Annotated in this window: 15 protein-coding genes, 1 tRNA gene and 1 pseudogene; 11 read left to right on the forward strand and 6 right to left on the reverse strand. The window is 70.1% G+C overall.

Annotated features, from left to right (window positions below; genetic code table 11):
• The coding region (locus J0695_RS00355; RefSeq protein WP_206958866.1) for a bifunctional DNA primase/polymerase at positions 1 to 770 on the forward strand (770 nt) is incomplete at its 5' end.
• A 203-nt stretch (positions 771 to 973) separates the two neighbouring features.
• Here the strand turns inward: J0695_RS00355 and J0695_RS45560 are convergent.
• Positions 974 to 1,261 (reverse strand): annotated as a pseudogene (locus J0695_RS45560) (DUF6344 domain-containing protein); the annotation flags it as partial.
• Between the two features lie 212 nt (positions 1,262 to 1,473).
• Between J0695_RS45560 and J0695_RS00365 the strand changes: the two are divergent.
• Positions 1,474 to 2,637: a phosphodiester glycosidase family protein gene (locus J0695_RS00365; RefSeq protein WP_206958878.1), complete on the forward strand. Its 1,164-nt coding sequence runs from the start codon at positions 1,474 to 1,476 to the stop codon at positions 2,635 to 2,637.
• Positions 2,638 to 2,696: 59 nt separating this feature from the next.
• On the opposite strand, the gene J0695_RS00370 is transcribed toward J0695_RS00365, so the two are convergent.
• Positions 2,697 to 2,783: transfer RNA gene (locus J0695_RS00370), tRNA-Ser, on the reverse strand.
• 20 nt (positions 2,784 to 2,803) lie between these two features.
• Positions 2,804 to 4,348: a S1C family serine protease gene (locus J0695_RS00375; RefSeq protein ID WP_206958880.1), complete on the reverse strand. Its 1,545-nt coding sequence runs from the start codon at positions 4,346 to 4,348 to the stop codon at positions 2,804 to 2,806.
• Between the two features lie 172 nt (positions 4,349 to 4,520).
• Here J0695_RS00375 and J0695_RS00380 point away from each other — a divergent pair, with 172 nt between their 5' ends.
• From J0695_RS00380 to J0695_RS00390, 3 genes are all read left to right on the forward strand, one after another.
• On the forward strand, positions 4,521 to 5,327 hold the full coding sequence (locus tag J0695_RS00380) for a glycerophosphodiester phosphodiesterase (protein WP_206958882.1): 807 nt from the start codon (positions 4,521 to 4,523) through the stop codon (positions 5,325 to 5,327).
• Positions 5,328 to 5,380: 53 nt separating this feature from the next.
• Positions 5,381 to 5,980, forward strand: coding sequence for an ATP-binding protein (locus J0695_RS00385; protein WP_206958884.1), 600 nt, complete (start codon positions 5,381 to 5,383; stop codon positions 5,978 to 5,980).
• Positions 5,981 to 6,070: 90 nt separating this feature from the next.
• Positions 6,071 to 7,030, forward strand: coding sequence for a DUF5926 family protein (locus J0695_RS00390; protein WP_206958886.1), 960 nt, complete (start codon positions 6,071 to 6,073; stop codon positions 7,028 to 7,030).
• 205 nt (positions 7,031 to 7,235) lie between these two features.
• On the opposite strand, the gene J0695_RS00395 is transcribed toward J0695_RS00390, so the two are convergent.
• Complete coding sequence (locus tag J0695_RS00395) at positions 7,236 to 7,793, reverse strand: hypothetical protein (protein WP_206958888.1); 558 nt, start codon at positions 7,791 to 7,793, stop codon at positions 7,236 to 7,238.
• A 72-nt stretch (positions 7,794 to 7,865) separates the two neighbouring features.
• Positions 7,866 to 8,519: a bifunctional DNA primase/polymerase gene (locus tag J0695_RS00400; RefSeq protein ID WP_206958889.1), complete on the reverse strand. Its 654-nt coding sequence runs from the start codon at positions 8,517 to 8,519 to the stop codon at positions 7,866 to 7,868.
• A gap of 376 nt (positions 8,520 to 8,895) precedes the next feature.
• On the opposite strand from J0695_RS00400, the gene J0695_RS00405 reads away from it, so the two are divergent.
• A complete protein-coding gene (locus tag J0695_RS00405; RefSeq protein WP_206958891.1) occupies positions 8,896 to 10,359 on the forward strand; it encodes a PP2C family protein-serine/threonine phosphatase in 1,464 nt (487 codons plus the stop codon).
• An 88-nt stretch (positions 10,360 to 10,447) separates the two neighbouring features.
• Positions 10,448 to 11,902: an aminopeptidase P family protein gene (locus J0695_RS00410; protein ID WP_206958893.1), complete on the forward strand. Its 1,455-nt coding sequence runs from the start codon at positions 10,448 to 10,450 to the stop codon at positions 11,900 to 11,902.
• Positions 11,903 to 11,945: 43 nt separating this feature from the next.
• Here J0695_RS00410 and J0695_RS00415 read toward each other — a convergent pair whose 3' ends face one another.
• Complete coding sequence (locus J0695_RS00415) at positions 11,946 to 12,419, reverse strand: ATP-binding protein (RefSeq protein WP_206958894.1); 474 nt, start codon at positions 12,417 to 12,419, stop codon at positions 11,946 to 11,948.
• Between the two features lie 216 nt (positions 12,420 to 12,635).
• Between J0695_RS00415 and J0695_RS00420 the strand changes: the two genes are divergently transcribed.
• From J0695_RS00420 to J0695_RS00435, 4 genes are all read left to right on the forward strand, one after another.
• A complete protein-coding gene (locus tag J0695_RS00420; RefSeq protein WP_206958896.1) occupies positions 12,636 to 13,442 on the forward strand; it encodes a hypothetical protein in 807 nt (268 codons plus the stop codon).
• Between the two features lie 107 nt (positions 13,443 to 13,549).
• Complete coding sequence (locus tag J0695_RS00425; protein WP_206958898.1) at positions 13,550 to 14,266, forward strand: YcnI family copper-binding membrane protein; 717 nt, start codon at positions 13,550 to 13,552, stop codon at positions 14,264 to 14,266.
• 37 nt (positions 14,267 to 14,303) lie between these two features.
• The gene (locus tag J0695_RS00430; protein WP_206958900.1) at positions 14,304 to 14,963 is read left to right on the forward strand and encodes an SCO family protein; all 660 of its coding nucleotides are present in this window, start codon (positions 14,304 to 14,306) and stop codon (positions 14,961 to 14,963) included.
• Positions 14,960 to 15,421 (forward strand): copper chaperone PCu(A)C, encoded by a 462-nt coding sequence (locus J0695_RS00435; RefSeq protein WP_206958902.1) that lies wholly within the window; start codon positions 14,960 to 14,962, stop codon positions 15,419 to 15,421. The genes J0695_RS00430 and J0695_RS00435 overlap by 4 nt, the downstream gene beginning before the upstream one ends.
• The last annotated feature ends 12 nt before the right edge of the window (positions 15,422 to 15,433 follow it).

The raw sequence follows: 15,433 nt of genomic DNA on the forward strand, positions 1-15,433 counted from the left end.
ACCGCACGCCCCACCCCCAGACTCCCGAGGCGGTTCTCTGCCGCGGCGAGTGCGGACGCCCCGGCCACGGGGTCCACGACGCCTCCACCGATCCGGCCGTCGTCCGCGCACTCTTCGCCGCCGCACCCTGGGCAACCGGCTACGGCATCGCCTGCGGCCGGCCTCCGCACCACCTGATCGGCATCGACCTCGACACCAAGTCCGACACGGACTCCACGGCGGCGCTCAGACACCTGGCTCTGCAGCACCTCTTCACGATCCCGGACACGGTGACCGTCCTCACGCCCAGCGGCGGCCGCCATCTCTGGCTCACCGGTCCGCCCGAAACCGTCGTCCCGAATTCCGCGAGCCGGCTCGCTCCCGGCATCGACATCCGCGGGGCAGGCGGGTACCTCGTGGGACCCGGTTCACTCACGGTCCACGGCATCTACCGCCTTGCTCCGGGCACAGCGCACCTCGCGCCCGCACCCGTCCCGCACACACTGCTACGTCTTCTTACGCCTCCGGCGCGCACGCACCACCCCGCGGGCCGGCCTGCTCAAGGCAGTGGCCTGGTGCAGTTCGTGCTCGCCGCCCATGAAGGACAGCGCAATACTCGTCTGTTCTGGGCCGCCTGCCGCGCCTACGAGAACGGTCTCGGTGACGATGTCACCGACCTGCTCTGCGATGCGGCGGTACGTACTGGACTCACCGAGCACGAAGCCCGTGCCACCATCGCCTCGGCAGCCCGCCTGACGATGGCTCCACTACGACCGGATCAGGCCGGCTGAAGCTCTGCCCGCCGGTCGGACCGAAGTTCCGCCTGCCGGTCGGCCGGCTGCTGCGCCTGTCCGGCCGTCTGAAGCCCCGCCTGGCGATCCGTCTGCAGCTCCGTCTGCCGTTCCGTCTGCCGTTCCGTACGCAGCTCCGTACGCAGCTCCGGCCTGAGCGCCGCGTCCGCCACAACCGTGTCCCGCTGCTCGTCCTCGGCGTCCGTGTCGAGCGGCACGTGCCGGGTCGAGGGAGAGGATCCGTGCGCCTCGGCGCGGATGCGCTGCTTCATCGTGGGCGGCAGCGCCCGGTCCTTCGGGATCGCCCACCACGCGACCGGCTCAAGCGCCTTCAGTGCGCGCGCCTCGGCCGCCGTCGGCTTGCAGGAAGCGGCGGAGGTGGTTACGGCCTGCGGGGCGGCGGTCGCCGGGGTGGTGAACCCCAGCAGAGCGACGAGTGCGAAGAACGCGGTGGTGAAGGCGGTCCACACCTTCTTGGCCTGACTGGTCATGACGGAACCTCACTTTTCTGCTGCGTTTCGGGTGGAGCGATTTCCATACCTTTCACATGATGCGGATGGATTCGTCGCAGAAAAGGACCGACGCCCCGGCCGTGCAGTTCTTCTGATGAACACCACCCGTATGGCCTCTCCGAGGTGCGCGGACCCCGGCGCCGGGGTCCGATTGCCCCATCAGCTGATGCACCGTCAGGAGAGGTCCACCCGTGTCACAGCCCATGTCACAGCCCGAGCCGCAGACGCCTGCGCAGCCCCCGCGCCGCAAGCGCCGTACCGTCCGCCGCTCCCTGATCGCGGCCGGTCTTGTGCTGCTCGCCACGCTCGGCTGGTCGGTCGGCGACGCCCTCACCTACCCCGGCAACGACTCCACGGCGGCGCGGCTGGCCGGCTGGGCGCGTGAGCACAAGATGGGCGTCGTGGTCGACAAGCTGGAGAACCTGAAGTACGACCTCGACCCGCCCCAGGTCGGCGGGTCGCTCTCGGCCGAGGCCCAGGCCCGTATGAAGAAGGCAGCCGCCCCCGGCCCCGCCAAGCACAGCACCGGTCTCGCCCTGCGCGCCCCGATGCCCACCTCGGTCCGCCCCGCCCTCCCCGGCGAGGGCGTCTGGCGCACGCTGGCCACCGCACACGGCCGCCCGATCGTGCAGGGGACGTACGTACGCCCCGACGCCGACCACACCTCTTATGAAGCCGCGATCGCCTGGATCAGCACCAAGCACTCCCGCTTCCAGCTCCACCCCGGCCTGCGCGAGCCGGGCGGCACCTTCTCGGTCCCGCCGAACGTCCCGCACGGCCAGCGCAAGAACCTGGTCGCCACCTGGAACGGCGGCTTCAAGATCAGCGACGGCGGCTCGAACGGCGGCTTCTACCTCAACGGCCAGACCGTGGGCGACCTCCGCGACGGGGCGGCCTCCGAGGTCTTCTACCGCGACGGCTCCATCAAGATCGGCGTCTGGGGCCGCGACGTCCGGATGACCCGCGATGTCGTCGGGGTGCGCCAGTGCCTGGAGCTGATGGTCGACGGCGGACATGTCGTCCCCGACATCGACAACGACTCCAAGTGGGGCGCAACCGACCAGAGCCGGATGTTCGTGGAGCGCTCGGGCGTCGGTGTCACGGCCAAGGGCGACGTCATCATGGTCGTCGGCCAGGCCCTCACCGCCCGTACGCTCGCCGAGCTGATGCAGAGCGCGGGCGCGGTGCGCGCGATGCCGCTGGACATGAACCGCGCCTGGCCGTCCTTCATGAGCTACGACGGCCACAAGGACCCGTCCAACCCCACTCCCACGAACATCCTCGACTTCGAGAACCCCGCGGAGCGCTACTACAACCAGGCCACCCGCGACTTCGTGGCGGTCTACGCCCGCTGACGCCACCGAGGCGAAAGCGAAAGGGGCGCCCCGGTATCGGGGCGCCCCTTTCAACTGGGCGGTGGGTGTGGGATTTGAACCCACGGTGACATCGCTGCCACGACAGTTTTCAAGACTGTTCCCTTAGGCCGCTCGGGCAACCCACCATCCCCGACAGCCTAACCGGTCAGCTGTCGCCCTTGCGCTCGCCCAGGGTGACCTGCGTCGTGTGCTGCTTGCCGTCGCGCGTGTACGTGATGGTCACCTTGTCGCCAGGCTTGTGCGTCCAGATCGCGCTGATCAGCGTCTGACCGCTGTCGATGACCGTGTCGTCCAGCTTGGTGATCGTGTCGCCGGCCTTCAGACCGGCCTTGGCCGCCGGGCCGTTCGGGCTGACCGCGGCGGTGCCGCCGCTGCCCTGGGCGGAGATCTTGGCGCCGTCGCCTGACGCGGCGCCCGTGGAGGAGTCCGCCATGGCGACCGTGGCACCGATGATCGGGTAGACCGGCTCGTGCGAAGGGCTGGTGATCAGCTCCTGGGCGACCCGCGACGCCTCGTTGATCGGGATGGCGAAGCCGAGGCCGATGGAGCCCGACTGCGAGGTGCCGCTGCTGCTGCCGTTCGACTGGATCGCCGAGTTGATGCCGATGACCGCACCGCTCGCGTCGAGCAGCGGGCCGCCGGAGTTGCCCGGGTTGATGGAGGCGTCGGTCTGCAGGGCGCTCATGTACGAGGACTTGGCGGACGCGCTGCTGTCGCTGGAGGAGACCGGACGGTTCTTCGCGCTGATGATGCCGGTGGTGACCGTGTTGGAGAGGCCGAAGGGGGCGCCGATCGCGATGGTCGAGTCGCCGACCGCGACCTTGTCCGAGTCTCCGAGGGCGAGCGGCACCAGGTTGTCGGGGGCGTTCTTCAGCTTGATGACCGCGACGTCGTAGCCCTCGGCGCGGCCGACGATCTCGGCGTCGTACTTCTTGCCGTTGGAGAAGGTCGCCGTGAGGCTGCCGCCGGAGGCCGCGTCCGCCACCACGTGGTTGTTGGTGAGGATGTGGCCCTGCTTGTCGAAGACGAAGCCGGTGCCCGTGCCGCCGCTGCCGTCGCTGCCCTTGGACTCGATGGTGACGACGCTGGGCAGCGCCTTGGCCGCGACTCCGGCCACCGTGTTGCCCGCGCGCTTCACGTCCTGGGCGTTGCCCGAGGAGGAGACGGTGGTCGAGCCGGTGTTCGAGCTGTTGTTGCCGTTCTCCATCTTGTAGCCGACGGCGCCGCCGACGCCACCCGCGACGATCGCCGTCACCAGGACCGCAGCGAGCAGTCCGCCGATGCGGCGCTTCGGCGGCTGGGGCGCGTCCGCCACGGGTGCGCCCCAGGGGGCGTTGCCTCCGCCGCCTCCGTAGGAGGGGACTGCGGGCGGGGGCGGCGGCCAGCCGGCGCCCGCGGCCGACATCGCCGGTACGGCTTCGGGCTGAGCCGGGGCGGGCTCGTGCGGAGCCGCCACGGCCTCATACTGGGCCGGTGCGGCCTCGTACTGAGCCGGTACGGGCTCGTGCGCGGCCTGTGCCGCCGGGGTCTGGTCCTGCGCGGCGGCCGCCGCCGGAGCAGGTTCCGGTACGGATGCGGGCGGGCCGTCAGGAGCGGCGACCGGCACGGGAGGTGCGGACGGGGCTGCCGGGACGGCAGGGGCGTTTTCGGCCGCAGCGCCCTCGTGGGTGCCCTCGTTCTCGGTGGTCACAGCTCTGTCTCCTCGGGTCCGCGTCGTCTTCGGTCAAGAGTCCGCTGTGCAAGTGTCTGCGGTCAGCTTTTCCCACAGCACGTCGGAGCACTGTAAGCGGGAGCTGTGGATCGCGTCTTCCTTCTTTATTTGGGGCGAAAAACGACAGCCCGAAAGGTGGCACCATGACGCGGTGACTCACGCACGGCAGCACAACATCCAGGTAGTCGCCCACCGCGGGGCCTCCGAGGACGCCCCCGAGCACACTCTCGCCGCGTACCAACGGGCGATCGAGGACGGTGCCGACGCACTCGAGTGCGATGTACGGCTCACCGCCGACGGCCATCTCGTCTGCGTCCACGACCGGCGCGTCAACCGCACGTCCGACGGTCGCGGCGCCGTCTCCGCGCTGGAACTCTCCGATCTCTCCGCCCTGGACTTCGGCTCCTGGAAAGACGGCAAGGACAGTCAGGAGGCGCCCGACTGGGACCGCGAATCCACCTCCGTGCTCACCCTGGAGCGGCTCCTCGAGCTCGTCTCGGACTCGGGCCGCCGGGTGGAACTGGCCATCGAGACCAAGCACCCCACCCGCTGGGCCGGGCAGGTCGAGGCGAAACTCCTGGAGACGCTGGGCCGGTTCGGACTCGACACGCCGCCGCCCGGCGAGCCGTCCGCCGTGCGGATCATGAGCTTCTCCGCGCGCTCGCTGCACCGCGTCGCGGCCGCCGCCCCGGACATCCCCACCGTCTATCTGATGCAGTTCGTGACCCCGAGGCTGCGCGACGGACGGCTGCCCGCGGGGGCGCGGATCGCCGGTCCGGGGATGCGGATCGTGCGTAATCATCCTGGCTACATCGCACGGTTGCACCGGGCAGGGCACCGAGTGCATGTGTGGACGGTGAACGAGCCGGAGGACGTAGAACTCTGTGCGCGGCTCGGAGTGGAAGCAATCATCACCAATCGCCCCAAACAGGTCCTCTCCCAACTCGGCCGCGACTAGGACCGATTACCGGGTGTGCCCCGGCGCGTTCGCTCCGTGTTCGATCGTTACGAATGCGTCACCAGGCCCCCTTTGGCCGGTTTCCGGTCCAGTCCATTGGGGCATCCACTCGATGGCGTGGGGCAAAGGAGGTCTCGGGGGTGGCGTTGGTGGTGGCACAGAAAGTGCCCGCGTCGTCGAGCATGGCCGTACCCCATGGCCCTGCGGGCGTGGGAGAAGCGAGACACCGTATGAGCGCGTCATTGCGCGGCAGCGGTGTATCCGATTCGGTCGTCGACGATGCCGTTCTGATCCTTTCCGAACTGCTCAGCAATGCCTGCCGGCACGGCAGGCCGCTGGGTGAGGCGGAGATCGGGGACGGCGATGTGCGGGCAGCATGGCGAGTGGACAAGGCGGGCCGGCTGACCGTCGAAGTGACGGACGGCGGCGGCCCGACCCGGCCGGTTCCGGCCACACCGTCCGTCACGGCGCGGGGTGGCCGCGGGCTGAACATCATCAGCGCGCTGGCACAGGACTGGGGCGTGCGCGACAGCGCGGCCGGCGAGGTGACGGTCTGGGTGATCGTGACCGACGGCCACCGCCTCGACGACTTCGCTACGCGCGTCGGCGGCCCGGGTCCCGGCTTCGCTGATGCCTTCGAGGAGCTCGACTAGGAACCTTCGACAGCTGGGCAACGGCTAGGCTCGCGCCGACATCAGCACGAGCAGTACGCAGTCAGTACGCAGTCGGGAGAGAGCCGCACCATGGCCAAGAAGCGTCCGCAGGCGAAGGCCCCTCAGAAGACCGACGGGCAGATCCCCGTCGTCGGGGCCCGGGAGCCCTGCCCCTGCAACTCGGGCCGCCGGTACAAGGCCTGTCACGGGCGGGCCGCCGCGCACGCCGTGACCGAGCTGGTCCAGCGTCCCTTCGAGGGGCTGGCCGGCGAGGGCGACTGGGTCGCTCTGCGCGAGCTGGTCCCGGCCGCGACCGTGGAGCTGACGCTGAAGGGCGGGCTGCCCGAGGGCGTCCCCTCCGTCACGCTCGCGACCGTACTGCCGATGGCGTGGCCCGCGCTGCGTCGCGAGGACGGTTCCGTACTGCTCGGCCTGCAGAACGACACGCCGTCCGGCGACCTCAGCCGCGACCTCGCCGACACGCTGCAGCGCGCGCTGACCGCCGAGCCCGGCTCGCCCGTCACCGCGCAGAAGCCGTCGTCCGACGGGCCGCGCCTGCAGGACCTGCTGGATCCGGCCGCCGCCTTCGAGCCCGCCGTGCACACCGGGTTCGAGTTCTGGGTGCCGGACGCTTCGAGCGCGGCCCCCGAGGTCGCCGCGTCGCTGGAGCGCGCCAACGAGGCCGCGATCCCCACCGTCAAGATCGCCTCCGCGGACTCCGCGTACTGGTGCGAGACGCCGGAGAAGAACCACCTGCGCTGGGTCATGGAGATCCCCGAGGAGCAGCTCCTGGACGCCCTCGCCCGGCTGCACGCCGCGGGCACTTCGTCGCTCGGCATCGGCACCCGCCTCGTCGGATCCTTCCGGGCCCACGGTCTGACCGTCCCGGTCTGGGACCTGCCGAGCGCGATGGGCGCCGAGGAGTGCGAGAAGCCGGCGGCGGAGTTCGCCGAGCGGCTGAAGGACGCACTCGCCGCGGACGGTCCGCTCTCCGCGGACGAGCGCCGGGCGCGCGGCGGGCTCACCAACCGACAAGTGACGCTCAGCTGAGAGTGACCGCTCCACGGGGGTCCGGGTGACGCCGGTCACAACTCCCCGCACCGGCAGCAGAATCGCTGTCCGAATACGCGGGATCGAATTTGCTAACCGCAGATCTCTTGTTACCGTTCTAGAAGCCCGGTCGTTGGTGCATCCCCCGTCGCCAACGGCCGGGTGTCGCCGTTTCGGCGCCAAGGACACGGAATTTCTTCCTGCATCAATCTGCTGCGGGCGCGGTCGAGTTGCTTCCCGAGCGCAGCAGCAGCGGCCCTTCGCCCGACCCCGCGTACTCCGCCACCGCCGTGTACTGAGCCGGCGTCCCGTGCGAACGCTCGTGCGGCGTCTCGCACATCCCCGGCTCGTCGCCCGCCTCGACGGCACAGTTCAGCTGTACGGTCCTGCCGCCCGGCCCCATCACGGCGAGCACCGCGCTCAGCTCCCCGCCGGTCGCGTTGCGGTAGTAGCTCCGCGCCCAGGTGGCGCGCGCGTCGCTCAGTACGCAGGTCTGCGCCTCGACCCCTTCCGGCGAGGTGAGTTCGGGGCCGCACTGGGCGGACGTATGCGACAGAACAGCACCAGCCGCATCGGATACGTCGATTCCGGACAGCAGGCCGGACGGAGACGGAACCGGAGACGGAACCGGAGACGGGGACGCGGATGGCTTGAGAGCCCCGCCCTTTCCCTCCGCCACGGGATCCGGCCCTGCGGTGGCGGTCAGCGGCAGGAGGACGGTGAAGACCACCACGGCCCCGAGTCCGATCATGCGGAGGTTCATTGAGGCGACGCTATCCACGGAAATGGGCGCGCAGCGGACCGCGCGCCCATTTCCCCGGTATCCGGGGTCTGCTCACACCCGTACGAGTGAGTCGACCAGTGCATCGACGACCGCCTCGACATCCGGCAGCCAGGGGGCGGACGAACCGGGCAGGGGCGCGCGCTCCCAGCGGACGGATCCCGCACCCGTCGTGGACGGCGGCAGCAGCAGATAGCCGCCCTCGCCGTGGAAGCGGAGCGAACCCGGCACGCACTCCTTGGCGTGCAGCAGCTCGCCGAGCCGCTCCAGCGTGTACGGAGCGACCAGCAGGGAGAACCGCTCGCCGGTCGCCACGACCGGGCCGAGCCGCATCCCCTTCATGTCGAGTGCGGCCAGCGCCCGGGCACCGGCCTCGGCAGGGAGGCTGACCGCGCAGGGCGCGGGGCCGCCGGTGGCCAGGATCACGGGTGCGCCCGGCCTGTTGGTCCACCACCAGCGCACCATGCGCTCGTCGGTCGTCGCCGCGAGGAGACCGGGATCGAAGGGGTGTGCGCCGGGGACGGCGCACTCGGGGTCGGGGCAGGCGCAGGCGCCCTTGCGGTCGCCGTCGCCGGAAGCCGCGCATCCCACTCCTGGGAGTACGGGCCACTTCCATTCGACGGCGCAGGTCAGGGCCGCGCCGAGTTGCTCAGGCCTCCCGTTGCGCCAAAGCCGGAGCCTGCGTCGCCTTCCGAGGATCTCGCGCATGAGCGCTCGTTCCTTTCCGTTGAACGCCGAGGGTCCACATGAGTCCGCATGACACCACGTGTGCATCGCTTCACTGCGTGTGCGTGGGCTGAGCCGATCACTCAAGCGTGTCCATTACTCAAGCATGGCGAGGGGTGGCGCGTGCGTAGCGCGTAACTGTCCCGTTTGAGAACCCCGCCACTCGGGGATGGGGCGCGGCCGTCAGCAGATAAGACGCCCAGGCCACTCGCCAGGTTCCGGGGTCGTCCCAACTGCCCCTGGCCATCACCGAATACGTACCCACCGTGCTTCCTCAGTCGACCCCCGTCCCGGCTCGGGGGGGATATTTTCCGGCCAACTGCACAACACCGCCAACACCAGCAGCCCCACGAAGCCAATGCTGGACATTCCCTCACTTCTGCGTGTACATGTGGATCCATTGATAGGCGCGCAGAATGACATGGGGGTTTGCGATGCTATTGCGCAAAACGCACCAGTCGAAAGTCTGGTCGGCATGAGCACCCCGCAGCTGCCGAAAGTGGCTGGAAACGATCCTGCGATTCCTTCTCCCGCGCACACTGCGGCAACCGCCGCACCGGGCGCACTGATCCAGGACCGTCTCGCGGGCTGGGTCTCCGACCTCACCACCCTGCACGAACTCACCGAGCGGCTCATCCGCACGAGCACTCTGCAGGACGCTCTGCACGAGCTGCTGCGGGCAGGTGCCGCACTCGTCGGCGCGCGTCGCGGCCTGGCCGTATTGGAGCCCGCCGACGGACTCGGGCCCACGGACACGGTCGGCCTGGGGCTCGCCCACGCGGATCTCGGCCACATCGAGACGGTGCCGCGCAGCGCCACCTCGTACGGCCGGATCCTGCAGGGGCTGCCCGACGCGATCGCCGTGCCCGATCTGCTGGGCGACGCCGAGCTCGACCCGCGCCACCGCGAGGTCGCGGCGCGGCTCGGGTACGCGGCGAGCTACGCCCTGCCGCTGACCACCGACGGCTCCGGGCAGATCGGCGCGGCCGTCTGGCTGTACGACGAGCCCGCCGAGCCCGACGAGCGCCGGCGCCATCTCGTCGGCCTCTACGCCAGGTACGCCGGCGAGCACCTGACCCGGCTCCTCGAACTGGAGCGGGCCCGCACCAGGGCCGTCACCATCGCCGAGGAACTGCTGCCCAGCCGGCTGCCCCGGGTGCCGGGCGTCCAGCTCGCCGCCCGGCACCACACCGGGCCGCGCGGCGGCGGCGACTGGTACGACGCGCTGCCGCTGCCCGAGGGCGCGCTGGGTCTGGCCGTCGGGTCCGTCACCGGGTCGGGACCCAGCGCGCTGGCCGCGATGGGGCGGCTGCGGGCGAGCCTGCGGGCGTACGCGGTCATGGAGGGCGAGGACCCCGTCGCCGTACTCTCCGATCTCGAACTGCTGATGCGGCTGACCGAACCGGCACGCGCGGCCACCGCCCTCTTCGCGTACTGCGAGCCCGCCCAGCGCAAGATCGTGCTGGCCGGTGCGGGGCACACCCCGCCGCTGGTCATCGGCGAGCGGCGGTGCGAGTTCATCGAGACGTCGCTGTCGGCGCCGCTGGGGATGCTCGCCTGCTGGGAGGCGCCGAGTGTGGAGTTCTCGCCGGCGCCCGGCGAGACGGTGCTGTTCTGCACGGACGGGCTGCTGCAGCGGACCGGGGAGCCCATCGACCGGGCGTACGCACGGCTGCACGCGGCGGCGGCGAGTGTGCCGCCGGGGCTGCTCGACGACCCCGGGGCCATTGCCGATCATGTGCTGCACACGGTGCTCCCTGACGGTCTCGACGCGGTGGACAGCGCCGAGGACGTGGTGATGCTCGCGGCCCGGTTCGCGTAGGAGATGTAAGAGGTCCTCCGGCCCTGGGCCCCCTTCCGTACGCCCGTACGATGGAGGGGGTCCAGTGTCGTATCGAGGAGAGAACGTCATGTCCGAAGAGCTCATCACCGAAGAGATCGCCGAAGAAGAGCCGGTCAAGCAGCGCAAGAACGGCCTCTACGGCGGTGTCTCCGACGAGCTCGCCGAGAACATGAAGTCCGGCTGGGCCGACACCGAGCTGCACGGTCTGGAGCCGGTCGCCCAGGCTCCGTACGCCGCCGCCCGCCGCGCCGCGCTCTCCGCGCGCTTCCCGGGCGAGCGCCTGGTGATCGCCGCCGGCAACCTCAAGACCCGCTCGAACGACACCGAGTACGCCTTCCGCGCCTCCACCGAGTACGCGTACCTGACCGGCGACCAGACGGAGGACAGCGTCCTGGTCCTGGAGCCCGCCGCCGACGGCCACGAGGCGACGCTGTACCGGCTGCCGCGCTCCGACCGCGAGAACGGCGAGTTCTGGCTGAACGGCCAGGGCGAGCTGTGGGTCGGCCGCCGCCACTCGCTCACCGAGGCCGAGCAGCTGCTCGGGATTCCGGCGAAGGACGTACGCGAGCTGGCCGCCGCCCTCACCGAGGCCACGGGTCCGGTCCGCAACGTACGCGGCCACGACGCCTCCATCGAGGCCGCGCTCACCGACAAGGTGACCGCCGAGCGCGACGAGGAGCTGCGCGTCTACCTCTCCGAGGCGCGTGCGGTGAAGGACGCGTTCGAGATCGGCGAGCTGCAGAAGGCCGTCGACTCCACGGTCCGCGGCTTCGAGGACGTCGTGAAGGTCCTCGACAAGGCCGAGGCGACCAGCGAGCGCTACATCGAAGGGACCTTCTTCCTGCGCGCGCGGGTCGAGGGCAACGACATCGGTTACGGCTCGATCTGCGCGGCGGGCCCGCACGCGACCACCCTGCACTGGGTGCGCAACGACGGTGACGTCCGCTCGGGCGAGCTGCTGCTGCTCGACGCCGGTGTGGAGACCCACACCCTCTACACCGCCGACGTCACGCGCACGCTGCCGGTCAACGGCCGCTTCAGCGAGCTGCAGAAGAAGATCTACGACGCGGTGTACGAGTCCCAGGAGGCCGGCATCGCCGCGGTCAAGCCGGGTGCCGCGTACCGCGACTTCCACGACGCCTCGCAGCGCGTGCTCGCCGAGAAGCTCGTGGAGTGGGGTCTGGTCGAGGGTCCCGTGGAGCGCGTCCTGGAGCTGGGCCTGCAGCGCCGCTGGACCCTGCACGGCACCGGCCACATGCTCGGCCTCGACGTCCACGACTGCGCCGCCGCGCGCACCGAGGCGTATGTGAACGGGACGCTGGAGCCCGGCATGTGCCTCACCGTCGAGCCCGGTCTCTACTTCCAGGCCGACGACCTGACCGTGCCCGCCGAGTACCGCGGCATCGGGGTGCGGATCGAGGACGACATCCTGGTGACCGAGGACGGCAACACGAACCTGTCGGCCGGGCTGCCGCGCCGCTCCGACGACGTCGAGGCGTGGATGGCCGGGCTCAAGGGCTGACCGCCGCGAAGTTCCGCGCCGAGGGCGCGCTCGCTCACACCGCTCAGGCGGCGTTGAGCAGCGCGTCCTCGCGCCATTTCAGGACCTTGGAGAAGCGCACCATCGCGCCCCGCCCCGGCCTGTTGCGGAAGTCCGAGTGATCGCAGAGCTCCTCGATCAGACCGAGCCCTCTGCCGTTCTCGCTCTCGTGCTGATTGTCGTGTTCCTGCTGTGCGGCTGCTGCGGTGCGACGCCTGCGTCGTACGGGAAAGCCCGGCCCCGAGTCGGTGACCTCGATACGGCACCTCTCGCCGTCCAGAAACGCGGTCACGCGGTACGCCGCCGAAGCGGGCCCCGCATCCTCTCCGTACCCGCCGTGTTCCACCGCGTTCGCACAGGCTTCGCTGAGCGCGATCGACAGGTCGAAGGAGATGTCGGGGTCGACCCCTGCGGTCTCCATGGTGCCGAGCAGAAGGCGACGGGCGAGCGGGACGCTCGCGGCTTCGCGCCGCAAGTGGAGTGACCACCAGATGCTCATGCTCCAGCCTCCAGGCTGCGGCTCGACATACGGTTACCTATTGCCGCAATCAAGGGCCCGTAAGCGCCCAGTTGACGTGAGAGCGCCCATACGGCGGATGTGCGCACCCCGTGCGCCGGGGTAAGGCAGGTGTCAGCAGGGCCCAGAGGGGACGGATGGTGACCTTCCGGACCTGCCGTATGGAGCCCCTGAGTCCAGTGCGATGATGGCCCGGCCATGTCTGCCTCCCTGTCCGGTCCGCGCGCCGGAACCGGCCTCCGGCTGCTGAGGGCTGCGGTGTTCGCCGCGGTCTGCACCGTGCTGTCCGCGGCGGGGCACGTGCTGGCGGCCGACGAGACCGTGCCGTGGTGGACCCTGGCCGCCGGTTTCCTGGGGATGTTCGCGGTGGCGGCCCCGCTCGCCGGACGCGAGCGCAGTCTTCCTGGTATCGCCGCGGTACTCGCGAGTGGACAGCTGGCCCTGCACACGCTGTTCGGGCTCGGACAGCACGCCATGGCACCGGCGTCCACGATGGTGATGCCGTCCAACGGCTCCACCTCACTGGCGTCCCTCGCCGGCAAGTTCCTCTGCGGGGAGGGCACCAGGCCGCTGTCGGCCGGACAGGCGCAGCGGCTCCTGGAGGCCGCGGGGCTGAGCCACGCGCAGATGGCGCACCTGTCCATGACCGACATGACACCGTCGCACCAGCCCGGCATGGGGCTGCTGCCCACCCTTCCCATGCTGCTCGGGCATCTGCTCGCCGCGCTTGCCTGCGGCTGGCTGATGCGGCGCGGGGAAGTCGCGCTCTTCCGGCTCGCGCGGCTCTCCGCGCAAGGGGTCGCAGAGGGGGCGCTCGTACGGAACCTGCGCGCCGCGCTTGCGCTGGCGCACGCCCTGCGGGCCGGGCTCCCCGCAGCACCCCCGCCCGGGCTGCGCCCCGGACACGCGCACGTCCCTGTCCCGCTCCCCCTGGCCGGGCAGGCGCTGCAGCACACGGTGACCCGGCGCGGGCCGCCCTCGGCGTCGTACGACCTCGCTGCCTGACACGGCACCCCCCACGCGGAAAGACAGAGCAAGGGAGCGGTGCCGTGGCGCCCGCTCCTGCTTCATTCCTGCCTGCTTCTTTCCTGCTCTCAGTGGAGTGATCTGCCGTGAATTCCGTACGCCGTTTCGCCGTCGCCGGTTCCGTCGCCGCCGCCACCGTCCTGCTCGCCACCGCGCCCGCCTTCGCGCATGTCAGCGTCCAGCCCCAGGGCCCGGCGGCCAAGGGCGGCTACGCGACCGTCAACTTCAAGGTGCCCAACGAGCGCGACGACGCCTCCACCACCCAGCTCGAGGTCAACTTCCCCACCGACCACCCGCTCGCCTCGGTGATGCCGCAGCCCGTTCCCGGCTGGACGGCCAAGGTCACCAAGTCCAAGCTCGCCAAGCCGCTGACCGTGCACGGCAAGCAGATCAACGAGGCCGTCTCCAAGGTCACCTGGACCGGCGGGAAGATCGGCCCCGGTGAGTTCCAGCAGTTCCCGCTCTCCATCGGCGCGCTGCCGACGGACACCGACGAGCTGGTCTTCAAGGCGATCCAGACGTACGACAACAAGGAAGTCGTCCGCTGGATCGAGGAGGAGAAGGAGGGCGCGGCCGAGCCCGAGAACCCGGCGCCCGTGCTGGCACTGACCGCCGCCGCGGACGACCACCACGCCACGTCCGCGTCGGACAGCAAGCCCTCGGCCACCGCGACGACCGCGAGCAGCGAGAGCAGCAGCGACAACACCGCCCGCGTTCTCGGCATCGCAGGGATCGTCGTCGGTATCGCGGGGGTCGCCTTCGGCGTACTCGCCGGACGCCGCCGCAGCAGCAGCAACGCCTGATCCACACCACCCCACCTCAACTGGGACGTTCCTTTCCATGCACCAGAAGAAGATCCTCGCGGCCGCCGCCCTCGCGGTGGCGGCCGCCTTCACGCTCACGGCCTGCTCCTCCGACAGCGGCTCCGACAAGAGCCCGCCCGTCACCGATGTCTCCGCCGAGGCGAAGACGAAGGCCGCGACCGTACTCGACACTCCCTTCACCAAGCCGGACATGGTCCTCACGGACACCCACGGCAAGAAGTACGACCTGATCAAGCAGACCAAGGGCAAGGCGATGCTGATCTACTTCGGCTACACGCACTGCCCCGACATCTGCCCCCTCACCATGGGCAATCTCGCCGTCGCCAAGAAGGCGCTGCCCAAGGCCGAGCAGGACAAGGTCGAGATCGTCTTCGTCACCACCGACCCCGAGCAGGACACCCCTGCCGCTCTCGGTACCTGGCTCAAGTCGATGGACCCGTCCTTCGTGGGACTGACGGGCAACTTCTCCACCATCCAGGCGGGCGCCCGCCAGATCGGCATCGGCATCGACGCCCCGAAGAAGGGGAAGGACGGCAAGACCGTCTCGATGCACGGCGCCCAGGTCATCGCGTTCTCGCCGAAGACCGACAAGGGTTATCTGCTGTACGGCGACGACGCCTCGGTCGAGGACTACACCAAGGACCTCCCCAAGATCATCAAGGGGGAGAACCCGTGAGGCGCGGCGCCACCGCCCTCGCGATAGCCGCCGTCACGGGGCTCGCGCTGGCGGGCTGTTCGGGCTCCGGCGGCTCCTCGTCGAAGCCCGAACTGAAGGTCGCCGACGCCTATATGCCCAAGCCCGTGGGCGACGGCGAGATGGCGGCCGGCTATGTCACCGTACGGAACAGCGGGGGGACGGCCGACAAGCTGACCTCCGTCACCAGCACGCTCTCGGACGACATCACCATGCATGTCACCAAGGACCAGAAGATGGAGCAGGTCTCCTCTCTCCCGGTCCCGGCCAAGGGCGAGCTCGATCTGGAGCGCGGCGGGAACCACCTCATGTTCATGGGGCTCAAGAAGCAGCCGGAAATCGGCGAGAAGGTGGCCGTGGAGCTGCATTTCGAGAAGGCCGACCCGATCAAGGTCGAACTTCCCGTGAAGGAGACCACGTACAACCCGAAGAACAGCTGAGGGACTGACACA

This window comes from Streptomyces beijiangensis, assembly GCF_017315755.1.
GTDB classification, from domain to species: domain Bacteria; phylum Actinomycetota; class Actinomycetes; order Streptomycetales; family Streptomycetaceae; genus Streptomyces; species Streptomyces beijiangensis.